The organism is Mesorhizobium sp. M0062 (assembly GCF_040323125.1).
In the GTDB taxonomy this organism is placed as follows: domain Bacteria; phylum Pseudomonadota; class Alphaproteobacteria; order Rhizobiales; family Rhizobiaceae; genus Mesorhizobium.
Genome location: NZ_JAMYUO010000005.1, coordinates 219,397 through 232,988, shown reverse-complemented (window position 1 = coordinate 232,988; position 13,592 = coordinate 219,397). Strand labels below are relative to the sequence as shown.

The 13,592-nt window shown below is 63.8% G+C and carries 10 protein-coding genes and 1 pseudogene; 5 read left to right on the top strand and 6 right to left on the bottom strand.

Annotation, left to right across the window (positions count from 1 at the left end; translation table 11 throughout):
- Positions 1-25: 25 nt before the first annotated feature.
- Together NKJ64_RS09040 and NKJ64_RS09035 are read right to left on the bottom strand one after the other, a co-directional pair.
- Positions 26-790, bottom strand: coding sequence for an ATP-binding cassette domain-containing protein (locus tag NKJ64_RS09040; protein WP_023669142.1), 765 nt, complete (start codon positions 788-790; stop codon positions 26-28).
- Positions 787-1,953, bottom strand: a complete 1,167-nt coding sequence (locus NKJ64_RS09035) for an ROK family transcriptional regulator (RefSeq protein ID WP_023697545.1) — start codon at positions 1,951-1,953, stop codon at positions 787-789. Before NKJ64_RS09035 ends, NKJ64_RS09040 begins: the two co-directional genes overlap by 4 nt.
- Positions 1,954-2,164: 211 nt before the next feature.
- Here NKJ64_RS09035 and NKJ64_RS09030 point away from each other — a divergent pair, with 211 nt between their 5' ends.
- Positions 2,165-3,346 (top strand): M24 family metallopeptidase, encoded by a 1,182-nt coding sequence (locus NKJ64_RS09030; protein ID WP_352462396.1) that lies wholly within the window; start codon positions 2,165-2,167, stop codon positions 3,344-3,346.
- Between the two features lie 47 nt (positions 3,347-3,393).
- Here the strand turns inward: NKJ64_RS09030 and NKJ64_RS09025 are convergent.
- The 3 genes and pseudogenes from NKJ64_RS09025 to NKJ64_RS09015 form a co-directional block, all read right to left on the bottom strand.
- A pseudogene (locus NKJ64_RS09025) lies at positions 3,394-3,660 on the bottom strand (ABC transporter permease); the annotation flags it as partial.
- A gap of 156 nt (positions 3,661-3,816) precedes the next feature.
- Positions 3,817-5,100 carry a M23 family metallopeptidase gene (locus NKJ64_RS09020; protein WP_352462395.1) on the bottom strand — a complete coding sequence of 428 codons (1,284 nt, stop codon included), beginning with the start codon at positions 5,098-5,100 and terminating at the stop codon, positions 3,817-3,819.
- Positions 5,101-5,264: 164 nt separating this feature from the next.
- Positions 5,265-5,732 carry a peroxiredoxin gene (locus tag NKJ64_RS09015; protein WP_023706427.1) on the bottom strand — a complete coding sequence of 156 codons (468 nt, stop codon included), beginning with the start codon at positions 5,730-5,732 and terminating at the stop codon, positions 5,265-5,267.
- A gap of 184 nt (positions 5,733-5,916) precedes the next feature.
- Between NKJ64_RS09015 and NKJ64_RS09010 the strand changes: the two genes are divergently transcribed.
- Entirely contained in the window at positions 5,917-9,303 is a 3,387-nt protein-coding gene (locus tag NKJ64_RS09010; RefSeq protein WP_352462394.1) for a YhdP family protein, read from the top strand.
- A gap of 17 nt (positions 9,304-9,320) precedes the next feature.
- Here NKJ64_RS09010 and tyrS read toward each other — a convergent pair whose 3' ends face one another.
- Positions 9,321-10,574, bottom strand: coding sequence for a tyrosine--tRNA ligase (gene tyrS, locus NKJ64_RS09005; protein WP_023669134.1), 1,254 nt, complete (start codon positions 10,572-10,574; stop codon positions 9,321-9,323).
- A gap of 254 nt (positions 10,575-10,828) precedes the next feature.
- On the opposite strand from tyrS, the gene NKJ64_RS09000 reads away from it, so the two are divergent.
- The 3 genes from NKJ64_RS09000 to NKJ64_RS08990 are packed head-to-tail and all read left to right on the top strand — an operon-like array spanning position 10,829 to position 13,590.
- The gene (locus tag NKJ64_RS09000; protein ID WP_023669133.1) at positions 10,829-11,563 is read left to right on the top strand and encodes a glycosyltransferase family 2 protein; all 735 of its coding nucleotides are present in this window, start codon (positions 10,829-10,831) and stop codon (positions 11,561-11,563) included.
- The gene (locus NKJ64_RS08995) at positions 11,556-11,888 is read left to right on the top strand and encodes a lipid-A-disaccharide synthase N-terminal domain-containing protein (RefSeq protein WP_023669132.1); all 333 of its coding nucleotides are present in this window, start codon (positions 11,556-11,558) and stop codon (positions 11,886-11,888) included. Before NKJ64_RS09000 ends, NKJ64_RS08995 begins: the two co-directional genes overlap by 8 nt.
- A gap of 58 nt (positions 11,889-11,946) precedes the next feature.
- The gene (locus NKJ64_RS08990) at positions 11,947-13,590 is read left to right on the top strand and encodes an ArnT family glycosyltransferase (protein WP_023819423.1); all 1,644 of its coding nucleotides are present in this window, start codon (positions 11,947-11,949) and stop codon (positions 13,588-13,590) included.
- Positions 13,591-13,592 lie beyond the last annotated feature (2 nt).

Below are 13,592 nucleotides of genomic sequence, written 5' to 3'. Positions count from 1 at the left end.
TTATACCGGACCCCTCTTTTGTCCCTCAACCTGCCGGTCCGGCACCGGCAAGCGTCTCACCGGTGATCATGTTGATCACCGCATCGGGACTTGTTTTGTTGCGTGCGACATCGCCGGCCACGACGCCTTGCCGGATCACCACGATCCGGTCGGCGACCTGGAAGGCCTGTTGCATGATGTGGGTGATGATGACGACGCCGATGCCCTGGTTGGCCACCTGGCGGATCATCTCGAGACCGCGCCGCGTCTGCTCGACGCCGAGGGCCGCGAACGGCTCGTCAAGCAGCACCAGCTTGCCGCCCCAATGGACGAAGCGGTTGAGCTCGATGGCCTGGCGTTGGCCGCCCGAGAGATGCTCGACATTGGTGCGCAGCGACGGGATGCGGGTGCCGGCACTGGCCAGCGCCTTGCCGACGACGGCCTCCATGGCGCGCTCGTCGAGGATGGGGACACCGAGAACCTTGCGGGTGATTTCGCGGCCCATGAAGAAATTGGCGACGACGTCGACATTGGTGCAGAGCGACAGGTCCTGGTAGACGGTCTCGATGCCGGCAGCCTTGGCCTCGGCCGGCGTCTTCGCCAGAAACTCCTTGCCTTCGAACAGCATGCGGCCGGAGCTCGGCTCGAGGCCGCCGGCAATGATCTTGACCAGCGTCGACTTGCCGGCGCCGTTGTCACCGAGCAGCGCCACGACTTCGCCCTTGCCGATCGAGAAGCTGATGCCCCTCAGCGCATGGATGGCGCCGTAATTCTTGGTGACGTTTTCGAGTACCAGCAGCGGTTCGGTCATGCCGCCACTCCCTTGCTGTGCATGAGGTCGGACCGGCGCTCGCGCTCGGCAATGAACATCTGGCCGAAGCGCGGCGACAGCACGCCCGAAACGGCCAATGCGGCAGCGCCGCGCAGCACCGAATGCTTGCCGCCGGTCGCCACCGTCACGCGCGGTGTCTTGCGGTCGCGCCGCGCCGAGACCGAATTGGGAAGCTGTCCCGCCGCGCCGACCAGCTTTTCGAGCAGGTCGGTGGGCGCAAGCCCGCCGAGGATGACGGTTTCCGGGTCGAACACATTCTCGATGGTGACGATGGCGTTGCGGAAGATCGGCGCGATCTCGGCCACCCAGGCGGCGTCGCTGATGTTGCGGCGGCGACGTGCTTCGAGCGAGAGATACCGTTCGAGGCAGCCGCTGTTGCCGCATGGGCAAGGCTCGCCGCCCGGAACGGCAGGGATGTGTCCGATTTCGCCGGCATTGCCCCAGGCGCCGCGCATCACCGCGCCGTCATGTACGATGACGCCGCCGAGGCCGACGCCGAAATAGAGGTAGTAGTATTCGGAATAACCGGAGCCGAGACCGTAAAGCCGTTCGCCCATGGCCGCCGCCGCCATGTCGGTTTCGAAGAAGGCCGGCAGCCCGGTCGACGCCGCCAGCCGTTCCGGCAGCGCGACATCCTTCCAGCCGGCCATGGTCGTCGGGCCGACGAAGCTCATCGACTCCACGCCGAACGGTCCAGGCAGCGCCATGCCGATGCCGAGCACGCGCCCGCCGGGCCGCAGCGCAGTCAACTCGGGCACCATCGCGCCGATCAGCTCGAAGGCATGGTCGGGCGTCGCATGCGGCGCCTCGCGATGCATGCTCTCGATGACATCGCCGCTGAGATTGATGAGCGCCGCGTCGATCCCCAGCGGGGTGAGGTGGACGCCGACGGCGTAGCCGCCCTCGGGGTTGATCCTGAGCGTCGCCGGCGGCAACCCGCGTCCGCGCGGCTCTTCGCGCAGCGACAGCACATAGCCATGCTCTTCGAGTTCGCGAACGATGGTCGATACGGTCTGGACGGTGAGGCCGACCCGGCTGGCAATGTCGCCGCGAGCTATGGGACCGTGAAGGCGGATGGACTCCAGGACGATGCGCCGGTTGTAAGGCCGCCCGAACTCCTGATTGGTCCCCCGCAGTGCCATGTCCCGCGCCCCTTAGGAAGGCCAAGACTTGCACAGGCAATTTATTCAGTCAAATGGAATTCAAAAATAATTCGCGACGGTTCCCGGGCGCGGTGCAGGACCTGTCCCATTCGTCGCGCTGGCTGATTGCAGCCGGGCTGAAACCACCGCAATGGTGAATGACGTCAGGCGGGCGTGGGGCTCGCCGGCCAACAATCCAGCAGGAAAACCGATGATCGAATTGCCTTTTGCGCGCGATGAGTACCAGCGGCGGCTCCAGAAGATCCGCGCCGAGATGGCGGCGCGTGGGCTCGAACTGCTGGTCGTCAACGATGTCGCCAACCAGCATTACATCACCGGCTATGACGGCTGGTCGTTCTACACGCCGCAGGTCGTGCTGGTCCCGATCGAACACGAGGCCGAGCCGGTCTGGATCGGCCGCGCCATGGATGCGGCAGGCGGCTTGCTGACGGCCTGGATGAAGCCGGAGAATGTTGTCGGTTTTCCCGAGGACCATGTCCAGCGCGCCGATCGCCATCCGATGGACTGGATAGCGGCCTGGATCGTCGCCAAGGGCTGGGGCGCGAGACATATCGGCGTCGAGCTCGAAGCCTATTATTTCTCGCCGAAGGCGCATGCCCGGCTGGTCGCCGGCCTGCCCAATGCGAAATGGCACGACGCCGATCTCCTGGTGAACTGGATCCGCGCCGTGAAATCCGCGCCGGAAATCGCCTACCTGCGCAAGGCGTCGACCTTGGCTGAAGCAGCTGTTGCGCGGGCCTTCGAAGTCATTGCGCCAGGTGTGCGCGAGTGCGATGCGATTGCCGCGATCCAGGCGACGCAGATCGCCGGCAGCGCGGACTTCGCCGGCGACATCACGGCACTGCCGCCGACCATCCTCGGCGGCGAGAATGCATCGGCTCCGCACATCATGTGGAGCGACCGGAGGTTCGGCAAGGACGAGGCGATCGCGCTCGAACTCGCCGGCGTTTGCCGCCGATATGCCGCAGGCCTCGCCCGAACGATGCAGCTCGGCAAGACGCCGGCCCGTGTCGCCGACACCGCAAAGGCGGTGATCGAAGGCATGGATGCGGTGCTCGACGCGGTCAGGCCGGGGACCACAGCCGAAGCGGTCGAGGCCGCATGGCGCAAGGTTATCCAGCGCTACGGGCTGAAGAAGGAATCGCGCATCGGCTACTCCATTGGCGTCGCCTATCCCCCGGATTGGGGCGAGCACACGATCAGCCTGCGGCCCGGCGACAAGACCGCGCTGCAACCCGGCAATGTCGTGCACTCCATTCTTGGCATGTGGATGGATGGCTGGGGCATCGAGATCAGCGAGACCATTCTGGTGACCGAGACCGGCCATGAGACGCTAACCAAATTCCCGCGAGACATCCATGTCAAATCCTGACCGGTCAGCCACGACGGACGCCACCGCGACCCGCCTGACGCATCTGCTCAATATTGGATCGTCCGGCGCTCGATCAGCACCACAAGACAAAACAGGACGATCGACAGGCCCGATGACAGCACGATCGCCGCGTAGAGGCGGTCCGACTGGTAGTTGAAGGACGCCTGGATGATCAGCACGCCAAGTCCTTGGTCGGAGCCGATCCATTCGCCGACAATGGCGCCGATCACGGCGGTGGCCGAGGCAATCCTCAGCGATGAGAACAGCATCGGCAAAGCGCGCGGCAGCCGCAGGCTCCAAAACACTTCTGGGCGCGTGCCTCAGAGGGTTTCCAGCTTGCAGAAACTTCACGCCGCAGGGCGTGAGTCAACGATCACGACGCCGGAGCACGCGATGTCGGATTGCCAAACAACAGGATGGTACAACGGGTGAAGGAGGCGGGGGCGTGCAACCAGCCGCCTGGCTTGACCCTACAGATACTGCTCGACCTTCTTGCCGACGGTCAGGAAGCGCAGCGGGTCGATGGCCTCGCCATTGTGGCGGACCTCGTAGTGCAGGTGCGGGCCGGTCGAACGGCCGCTGCTGCCGGTTTTGCCAATGATGTCGCCGGCGGCGAGTTTTTGGCCGACGGCAACGTCGATCTCGCTCAGATGGCCGTAGCGCGTGGCAAAGCCGTTGCCGTGATCGACCTCGACCATGCGGCCATAGCCGCCGTTCCAGCCGGCCTTGGTAACGATTCCGGCCGCCGTGACCTTGGCTGCCATGCCGACCGGCGCGCGGAAATCCATGCCCGAGTGCAGGGCAGCGGTGCCGAGGATGGGGTCAGTGCGTACGCCGAACGGGCTGGTGACGGAGTGGCCCGGCGCCGGGTTGGCGAGCGGCAGCCGCCGCGCCTCTTTCTTCAACTCGTCGAGCGTATCCAGCGCCTCGTCCAGTTCCTTGACCTTGCTGTCGAACATCATCGAGCTGTCAAGCGGGATCAGCGGTCCGCCGACATCGCTTTCGTTTTTGCCGAAATCGCTGTCGACCGGCAGACCGGCCGCTTCCAGCGCCTGGGTGATGGCATCGGCGTTCTTGTAGGCGTTGTCGGCCAGGGTTTCGATGCGGGTGAGTTGCTGGCTCTCGATAGCCTTCAGTGAATCATTGATCGAGACGAACAATTTGTCGGCGCGGTCCGCAGCCGTTTCGCTGGGCAGCGGATCGGAACGTGTCGACCACAGCGAGAATGGCCTGGTGTCGCCCGAACCAAGGCTGGCGACCGAATAGGCGAGTGGCTCGCCGCCAGTCAGTTCGGCATGTTCGTCGGGTTTTGTTGTCGCTGCGGCATCAGCGGTTGGCGGCGTCCCGACTTCGTTTTCGGCCCGCTCGAGAATCGGGCCGAGGCGGCCATGGCGCTGGCTGAGCTGGCTCTGCCGCTCGATCAATTCGCTGACCTTGGTTTCCATCAGTTTTTGGTCGAGAAGCTGGCGGCTGGTGATGCGGTCGACCTGCGCGCGCAATGCGGAAATGCGATCTTCATAGGCCTGCTGCATGCGCGCCTGCCGGGCCGTGGTGGCGCCGATCAGATCGTCGCGCAGTACGAGATAGGAGGTCGCCAAGAGATAGCCGATGGCGATCGCCGCCAGTGCCGAGCCGAGAAAGGCGACGAGCCACGGCCGGATGGTGAAATGCCGTATTTCATTGCCCCGCGCAATGATGACCGTATGCGGCTCCTTGCGCCTGCCGAAGACCGCTGACTGACCGGTTAGGTTCACGGGACCAAGCTTTCGTTACGACACCAACGAAGCCCGATTACACATTATTAGGGTTAACAAAGTTTTGCCGTCGCGGGCGCGCTAGTGACCAACGGTGTCAGCCAACCGCATATATGTCTTATGCCCCTAATGCACTGCGCGGCGTTGGCCAGATCGGTGGCGCCTCAGAGCGCGCGGACCGCCTCCAGCACTGCTTCGGCATGGCCTTTCACCCGGACCTTGCGCCAGATCCCGGCGATCCGCCCGTCCTTGCCGATCAGGAACGTCGCCCGCTCGACGCCCATATAGTTGCGGCCATACATCGTCTTTTCGACCCACAGATTGTAAGCCTCGATCACCTTGCGCTCCTCGTCGGCAACCAGGTCGACGGTGAGATCGTATTTGGTTTTGAACTTGTCGTGCTTCTTCACGCTGTCCGGCGACAGGCCGATCACCACGGCGCCGGCCTTTTCGAACTCCGGCTTCAGCTGCGAAAAGCTGATCGCCTCATTGGTACAACTTGTGGTGTCGTCCTGCGGATAGAAATAAAGTACAACGGGCTTCCCCCGCATCGAGGCAAGGCTGATCGAGCCGCCGCCGTCGCGCGGAAGATCGAATTGCGGCGCAACGTCGCCAACGTCGAGATCAGCCATATCGATGCCCTTGTTTGAGGTTACGCGGCCCTAAATCAAAGAGATAGAGCATGATGTCTGGACAAACGGAAACCGTTTGTCCGAGAAAACCGCCTCACACTTTTCGGCATCATGCTCTAGCCTGCGTCGTTATAGTGTCGGGCGGGGATTCGTCCACGATCGAATTCGCACAACGGAAAATTGCGTGGATCAGGAAGAACCGCAGCACGAGAAAATCCGGTTCAGGCGTGACGAGATCACCGACCTGGGGGCTTTCCCGTCCGCTTGCCGCGTGCCGCCGCTCGGCAAGGCACGGATCGGCCGCGGCTTTCGCATCCTTGCCCGGCTGTTTGCCGGCATTGGAGCCCTTGTGCTGCTGGCGGCGGCCGCCGTCTACGTCATCGGCGCCACCGGCATCGGCAGCGAACGGCTGCGGTTGGAAGCCGAAACGGCGATCGAGAAACTGGCCGGTTTCGACGTCAAAGTCGCCGTCGGTCCTGCCAGCCTGACACTTGACGGATCGAGCTTCATTGCGCTGCAGGTCAAGGATGTCAGCGTCGAGACGGCCGACGGCAAGCCGATGGCCGATGCCGGGCGCGTCCGCTTCGGCATCCGGCTGGTCCCGCTGCTTTCGGGCGAGGTTCGGCTGACCAGCGCCAGGATTTCCGACGCCCATATCGTCACCGCGGCAATGCCGTCGGGTGGTGACTGGATAGCGCGCCTGCGCAATCAAGACGGTCTCATCGATCCGGAAAAACTGGCCGCCGTCGTCTTCAGTGACGTCAATCGTGCACTCGATGCCGTGCGCGAGGATTCGATGCGCCGCATCGATCTCAAAAATGTCGCGTTCGAGCTGCCCGAGGCCGGATCGGTCAAGCTGGTCACGATCGCCAACGCCACGGTGCTGCAGTCAGGCCCCGGCAGCATGGAGTTCTCGTCCGAGGCGGATGTCGATGGCCGCGCGCTCACCGTCACGGCCACCGCCACCCGCGATACGAGCTCGATGCGCGTTACCGCCTTGAACGCCGCCATCGACATGGCGGATGTCGCGGAGACAACGCCGGCGGCCGGCGGGCGAACCGGCGCGATGGCTTTGAAGCTCACGGGATCCGAAGGCTCGGGCGAGACCGATTCGCGGCTGACGGGCTCGCTGTCGCTAACCGGCTCGGTGCTCGACCTCGGCACACGCGGGCTGTTGCCGGCCGATGTCGATGTCGACGCCGCCCTTGTCTCCGGCTCCAACAAGATCGATGTCGGCAGGCTGGTTCTAAAGACCGGGCGCTCGGCGTTCAATTTCGCCGGCTCGATCGGGCCAAAGCCGTCGACCGGCGCGGCCGGCGAGGAGCCTTCCTATCGTTACGACATGACCAGCGACGGCTCGACGCTGGCGCCTTCGGAATCGCCCGAGCCGGCGCTAAATTTCTTCGCCCGCATCGCCGGCGTCTATCAGATCAAGAGCCGCAAGCTTGTCGCCGACCAGATCGGCATCAGGTCGGGATCGGGGAGCGAAGTGCTGGGAACCGCTGCGGTTTCCTTCATCGACAACGGACCGCCGGGTATCTCGGTGTCGCTCAACGTCCACGACATGGCGGTCTCGCACGTCAAGCAATTGTGGCCCTGGTTCTCGGCCAAGAACGCGCGGCTGTGGGTGCTGCAGAACCTGTTTGGCGGCCGCGTCGTCGATGCCAGCCTGCAGTTCCAGGTCGTGCCGGGGCGTCTCGGCAACGGCGTGCCGCTTTCGGCCGACGAGGTGTTCGGCCGCTTCCAGGTCGAGGGCTCGCGTTTCGACACCGCCGGCCGCATCCCGCCGATACGCGATGCCGTCGGCGTCGTTTCCTTCCACGGCAACGATGTCGACGTCGCGCTGTCGTCGGGCAGCGTCTATATGCCGAGCGGCCGCACCGTGGCGGCAAGCAATGGCACACTGTCGGTAAAGGCGGCAAACCACCCGCCGGTGATCGGCGCGCTCGACATCGACGTCGCCGGTGAGGCGCCGGCCATCGCCGAACTTGCCTCCTACGAACCGATCAACGCCATGCGCCATGTCGGCATCTTGCCGGACGACCTGTCGGGCACGGTGACCGGCCACGTCAAGGCCGACATTCCGTTGCAATCCGGCGTCGACACGTCGAAGCTCGATTGGCTGGTATCGCTCGACTACAAGGACCTGTCGCTCGCCAAGCCGTTCGAAGGCCAGATGGTGACCGATGCCGACGGATCGATCGAAGTCGGGCCTGACAAGGCGGTGATCTCTGCCAAGGCGCGGCTGAACGGCATTCCAGCCGAGCTCGATCTGGTTGAGCCGCTCAGGGATGGCGGGCCGCCGCGCAGCCGCAAGGTGGCGCTTGTGCTCGACGACAAGACGCGCGCCATCGCCATGCCTGGCCTGTCGCCGCTGATTTCCGGCACCATCAAGGTGGCAATCGACAAGAGCGGCGAAGGCGGCAGCCAGAACGTCGACGTTGACCTGACGAGCGCCAGGCTGGACATTCCCTGGGCAGGCTGGAGCAAGGGGCCGGGCATTGCCGCCAATGCCACTTTTACCATGAGCAAGTCCGGCGATACCACGACGCTGTCTGACTTCGACCTCGACGGAAAGAGCTTTTCGGTCGAAGGCGATGTCGTCCTGGTCAAGGGCGCGCTGTCTTCGGCCCGCTTCAGCAAAGTCGCCTTGAACCGGGGCGACGATGTCGCCGTGACGGTGAAGCGGTCGGGCAAGGGCTTCGCAGTCGATGTCAGCGGCAACGCGCTCGATGCCCGCTCGCTGATCAAGCAGTTCACCTCCGATGTCGATACCGCCACCAAAACCACCGGCACGGACGCGGTTTCGGTTAGCGCCGACGTCAATTCGCTAAGCGGGTTCCATGACGAGGTCCTGTCCAATTTGAAGCTCGACTACAGTGCCGCCGGCTCCAGGGTGAACAGGCTCAAGGTCAGCGCCGCGGCAAGTTCCGGCGCCGCCATCACCATCAGCAATACGGCAGGCAATGGTGCTCGCGCGCTCACCATGAAGTCGGCCGACGCAGGCGCCATATTGCGCTTCCTCAACATCTACGAGCATATGGAAGGCGGATCGATCACGCTGGCGCTCAGCGGCGCAGCCGACGGCCCGATGCGGGGACAGGTCGATTCGAGCAACTTCTTCATCGTCAATGAACCGAAGCTTGCGTCCATCGTATCGACTACGCCAGCCGGCGACAGCCGCAGCCTGAACGAAGCGGTCAAGGGCAAGATCGACACATCGCGGGTAAAGTTCGAGCGCGGCTTTACCGAGATCGACAAGGGGTCGGGCTATTTGAAATTGGCGAATGGCGTGCTGCGCGGCCCGCGCATCGGCACCACCTTCCAAGGCACGCTCTACGACCAGAACAACAATATGGACATGACCGGAACCTTCATGCCGGCCTATGGCCTCAACCGCATCTTCGGCGAGTTGCCGTTGGTCGGCGTTCTGCTCGGCAACGGCCGCGACCGAGGCCTGATCGGCGTCACCTACCGGCTTAAGGGCAACGCCAACAAGCCGGTGCTGGACATCAACCCGCTATCGGTAATCGCGCCGGGCATTTTCCGGTCGATCTTCGAGTATCGCTGAGGATCCCAGAAGACGGCTCAGGCAGGCCGCACAAGCACGTGCTTTTTCTTGCCCACTGAAAGCTTTGCGACGTTTTCCGGACTCAAATCCTGAGGCGTCACCATCCGCCGGTCGTCCGCCACCGGCTGGTCGTTGAGGCGCACGGCGCCGCCCTGGATATGCCGGCGCGCCTCGCCGTTCGACCCGGCAAGGCCCGCGGTGACCAGCAGCGACAGGATGCCGATGCCAGCTTCCAGCGCTGCGCCATCCACCTCGACGCTCGGCAGGGTTTCGGCCGTCACGCCTTCCTCGAACGTCTTGCGCGCGGTTTCCTCGGCCGCGAGCGCCGCCTCGCGGCCGTGCACGATGGCCGTGGTTTCTGTGGCCAGCACCTTCTTGGCCTCGTTGATCTCCGAGCCGCCAAGGGCGGCCAACCGCGCGATCTCCGAAAGCGGCAGCCGGGTGAAGATCTTCAGGAAGCGCTCGACGTCGGCATCCTCGGTGTTGCGCCAGTATTGCCAGAAATCATAGGGCGAGAAGAGGTCGCCGTTCAGCCACACCGCGCCCTTGGCCGATTTGCCCATCTTGGCGCCCGACGATGTCGTCAGCAGCGGCGTGGTCAGCGCATAAAGCTGCGGCGTGCCCATGCGGTGGCCGAGATCGACGCCGTTGATGATGTTGCCCCACTGGTCCGAACCGCCCATCTGCAGCCGGCAGTCGTGGCGGCGGCTGAGCTCGACGAAATCATAGCCTTGCAGGATCATGTAGTTGAATTCGAGGAAGGACAGCGACTGTTCGCGCTCGAGCCGCAGCCTGACGCTGTCGAAGGTCAGCATCCGGTTGACCGAAAAGTGGCGGCCGACATCGCGCAGGAACTCGACATAGTTGAGCTTCATCAGCCAGTCGGCATTGTTGACCATGATGGCGTCGTTGCCAGTGTCGCCGAAGCGCAGGATGCGGCCAAAAATTCGCTTGATGCCCTCGATGTTGGTGGCGATCGCCTCGGGCGTCAAAAGGCTGCGCTGGTCGTCACGGAAGGACGGGTCGCCGATCATCGAGGTGCCGCCGCCCATCAGTGCGATCGGCCGGTGGCCGGTCTCCTGCATCCAGTAGAGCATGGTCGCCGATATCAGATTGCCGATGTGCAGGCTGGTCGCCGTGGCGTCGTAGCCGACATAGGCGGTCACGGTTTCCTTCGCGAAAAGTTGATCCAGCCCGGTCTCATCCGAAATCTGGTGGATGAAGCCGCGCTCGCTCATGACGCGCAGGAAATCGGACTTGAAGGCGGGCATTGTTTCTTCCTGAAAGCGCCGGGTCCGAACGGCCCGGCATGGCCTGAACGCGGGCGTTTAGCATCCAAGCGCGTCAAGCAAAAGTGGTTTCCGATTTTGCGCCGGCATGGAGAGCCTATTCTGCACTGCCGCGCATGCTTGCTTCATCCTGTCGGCTGGCGTAATGAGGCGCCGCGCCAACGGGTTCGATCCGCTGGAACGGCACCGCACGGCATCCACCGAATGCCATATCTTGTGACAGAGCCCGACGCGATATGCCGGACGCATTGATATCCATCGTCATTCCCTGCCGCAACGAGGCGGCGAACCTGCCGCTGCTGATCGACGAGATCGAGGCGGCGATGACCGGGCGCGACTTCGAAATCATCGTCGTCAATGACGGTTCGACTGACGACACCGCTTCGGTGCTTGCCGCTGAAGCCGCCACACGTCCGTTTCCGCTTCGGCAGCTTCGGCACGAAAAATCCGCCGGCCAGTCGCTTTCGGTGCGCTCGGGCGCTTGGGCGGCGCGCGGCTCGATCGTCGCCACCATCGACGGCGACGGCCAGAACGACCCGCAATATATCCCCGTGCTGGTCGATGCGCTGCGTCGGGCAGGGCCCGATTTCGGCGCCGCGCAGGGGCAGCGGTTGAAGCGCCGCGACAGCAAGATCAAGCAATTGGCATCGCGTTTCGCCAACTGGCTGCGCGGCGCGATCCTGCATGACGACACCCGCGACACCGGCTGCGGCCTGAAGGCGATCCACACCGATATCTTGCGCAAACTGCCGTTTTTCGACGGTACGCATCGTTTCGTTCCGGCGCTTGTCATCCAGGAAGGCTACCGCGTCGTCCATTGCGACGTCGTCGACCGCTCCCGCCGCCACGGCAAGTCGAATTACGGCATCTTCGATCGCGGCCTGCAGGGCGCGCTCGATCTCGCCGGCGTCTGGTGGCTTCGGCGCCGGCGCCGCAGAATGCCAAAGGTAGAGGAAATCACGCATGGCTAACGTGTTTCAGGAATTGGCGACCTGGCTGCACCAGGTTTTCGTCAAGCAGTTCGACGCCTGGGTTCTGCTCGGCTTCGTTGCCCAGTTCTTCTTCACCATGCGCTTCCTGGTGCAGTGGATCGCTTCGGAAAAGGCCAAGCGCAGCGTCGTGCCGATCGCTTTCTGGTTCTTCTCGCTGTTCGGCGGCGGGCTGCTGCTCGTCTACGCCATCCAGCGTGAGGATCCGGTGTTCATCGCCGGCCAGGCCATGGGCATGGTGATCTATGTCAGAAATTTATGGCTCATCGCCAATGAGCGCAAGGCGGCGATGACCAAGGTCGACTGAGCCACCAGTCCCGCCAAATCCAGTCTGTCCGGTGTTGACCAGTCTGTCCGGTTTCGAAATGAGCAGGAACTACATCTTTCTCTTCCTGTTCAGCCTGATGATGACGGCGTCGGGACTGGCCTCTTTGCCGCCGCTCGACCGCGACGAGCCGCGCTTCGTCCAGGCGACCAAGCAGATGACGGAGACCGGCGACTATGTCGACATCCGCTTCCAGGACGCGTCGCGCTACCAAAAGCCGATCGGCATCTACTGGCTGCAATCGGCGGCGGTGACGCTGAGCGGCGAGGGGGCACAGGCGCCGATCTGGATTTACCGGCTGATCTCGGCGCTGGGCATCGCCATCGCCGTCGTCGCAATCGCCTGGACCGGGGCCAATCTGTTCGGCGCCAATGCCGGTCTTGCCGCCGGCCTGGTCATGGCGGCGATTTTCGCCACCGCCTTCGAAGGCCGTGACGCCAAGACCGACGCGATGCTGCTTGCCTGCTGCGTTCTGGCGCAAGGCGCGCTGGCGCAGATTTATCTGGCATCGCGCCGCAACGAGCCTGTCGCCGGCCATCTGCCGTGGATTTTCTGGGCTGCGCAGGGCGCGGCTATCCTCATCAAGGGGCCGATTGCACCGCTGCTGTCGGCGCTGACGGTGCTCACGCTGGTTGCTTTCGAGCGCGACTGGCGCTGGCTGGCGAGGCTGAAAGCCGGGCGTGGGCTGATTCTGGTGCTGTTGATCGTGCTGCCTTGGCTCGCCCTCATCACCTGGAAGAGCAACGGCGCCTTCCTGCAGCAGGCCGTCGGCAAGGATATGCTCGGCAAGGTCGCGCAAGGCGAGGAGTCGCACGGCGTTCCGCCGGGCTTCTACGTGCTGACCTATTGCCTGTTCATGTGGCCGTTCGGCCTTGTGGCGCTCGGCGCCGGACTGCAGGCGCTCAACCGATTGCGCGACGATCCGCGCCTGCGTTTCTGCCTCGCCTGGTACGTTCCGTTCTGGCTCGTCTTCGAATTGATCCCGACGAAACTGCCGCATTATGTGCTGCCGGCCTATCCCGGCATGGCCCTGCTCATCGGCTGGCTTTTGACGCTGACGCCGCAAGAGGCAAATGCGCCGCTCAGGCGCTGGCAGACATGGCTGTGGTGGGCGACCGCATTCGGCACCGTTCTGGTGACAGTCGGTCTCGCCGTGCTTTGCGTCGGTGCGCCGATCTATCTCATGAAGACATTTTTATGGTGGAGCGTTCCGGCCGCCGCGGCAGCATTGGGCGCCGGCTACCTCGCTGTTTCGCGCCAGACGCTGGTGCCGCTGGTCCGCATCGGCGGGGCTGCGGTTTGCGCCGGTATAACCTACGCCCTGCTGTTCGGTGTCATCGTGCCGTCACTGAAACCGATTTGGATGAGCCGGGAAATCGAGGCTGCGGTTCGCGCCGATCGTCCCTGTGAGATGAGCGTGCTCGCCTCCGCGCAATATCACGAACCGAGCCTGGTATTTCTGGTGGGCACAAAGACGGTACTGACCGATGTCGACGGGGTTGCGCAACATCTGCTTGGCGATCCGGCCTGCGCGCTGGGCCTGGCGCCGGTCGGCGATGAAAAACGGCTGGATGACCTGCTGGCAGGGCAAGGCAAGAAGGCCAGCCGCGTCGCCGAGATCGACGGCATCAACTATTCGTCAGGTGATAAATTGTCGCTCGGCCTGTACCGTGTGGCGAACTGATA

Excerpts from the sequence above, each read along its gene's own strand:
- NKJ64_RS09015 (WP_023706427.1), bottom strand. The coding sequence starts at position 5,732 with ATGGCTGATCTCGACGTTGGCGACGTTGCGCCGCAATTCGATCTTCCG.
- NKJ64_RS09030 (WP_352462396.1), top strand. The coding sequence starts at position 2,165 with ATGATCGAATTGCCTTTTGCGCGCGATGAGTACCAGCGGCGGCTCCAG.
- NKJ64_RS08990 (WP_023819423.1), top strand. The coding sequence starts at position 11,947 with ATGAGCAGGAACTACATCTTTCTCTTCCTGTTCAGCCTGATGATGACG.
- NKJ64_RS09035 (WP_023697545.1), bottom strand. The coding sequence starts at position 1,953 with ATGGCACTGCGGGGGACCAATCAGGAGTTCGGGCGGCCTTACAACCGG.
- NKJ64_RS09040 (WP_023669142.1), bottom strand. The coding sequence starts at position 790 with ATGACCGAACCGCTGCTGGTACTCGAAAACGTCACCAAGAATTACGGC.
- NKJ64_RS09000 (WP_023669133.1), top strand. The coding sequence starts at position 10,829 with ATGCCGGACGCATTGATATCCATCGTCATTCCCTGCCGCAACGAGGCG.
- NKJ64_RS08995 (WP_023669132.1), top strand. The coding sequence starts at position 11,556 with ATGGCTAACGTGTTTCAGGAATTGGCGACCTGGCTGCACCAGGTTTTC.
- tyrS (WP_023669134.1), bottom strand. The coding sequence starts at position 10,574 with ATGCCCGCCTTCAAGTCCGATTTCCTGCGCGTCATGAGCGAGCGCGGC.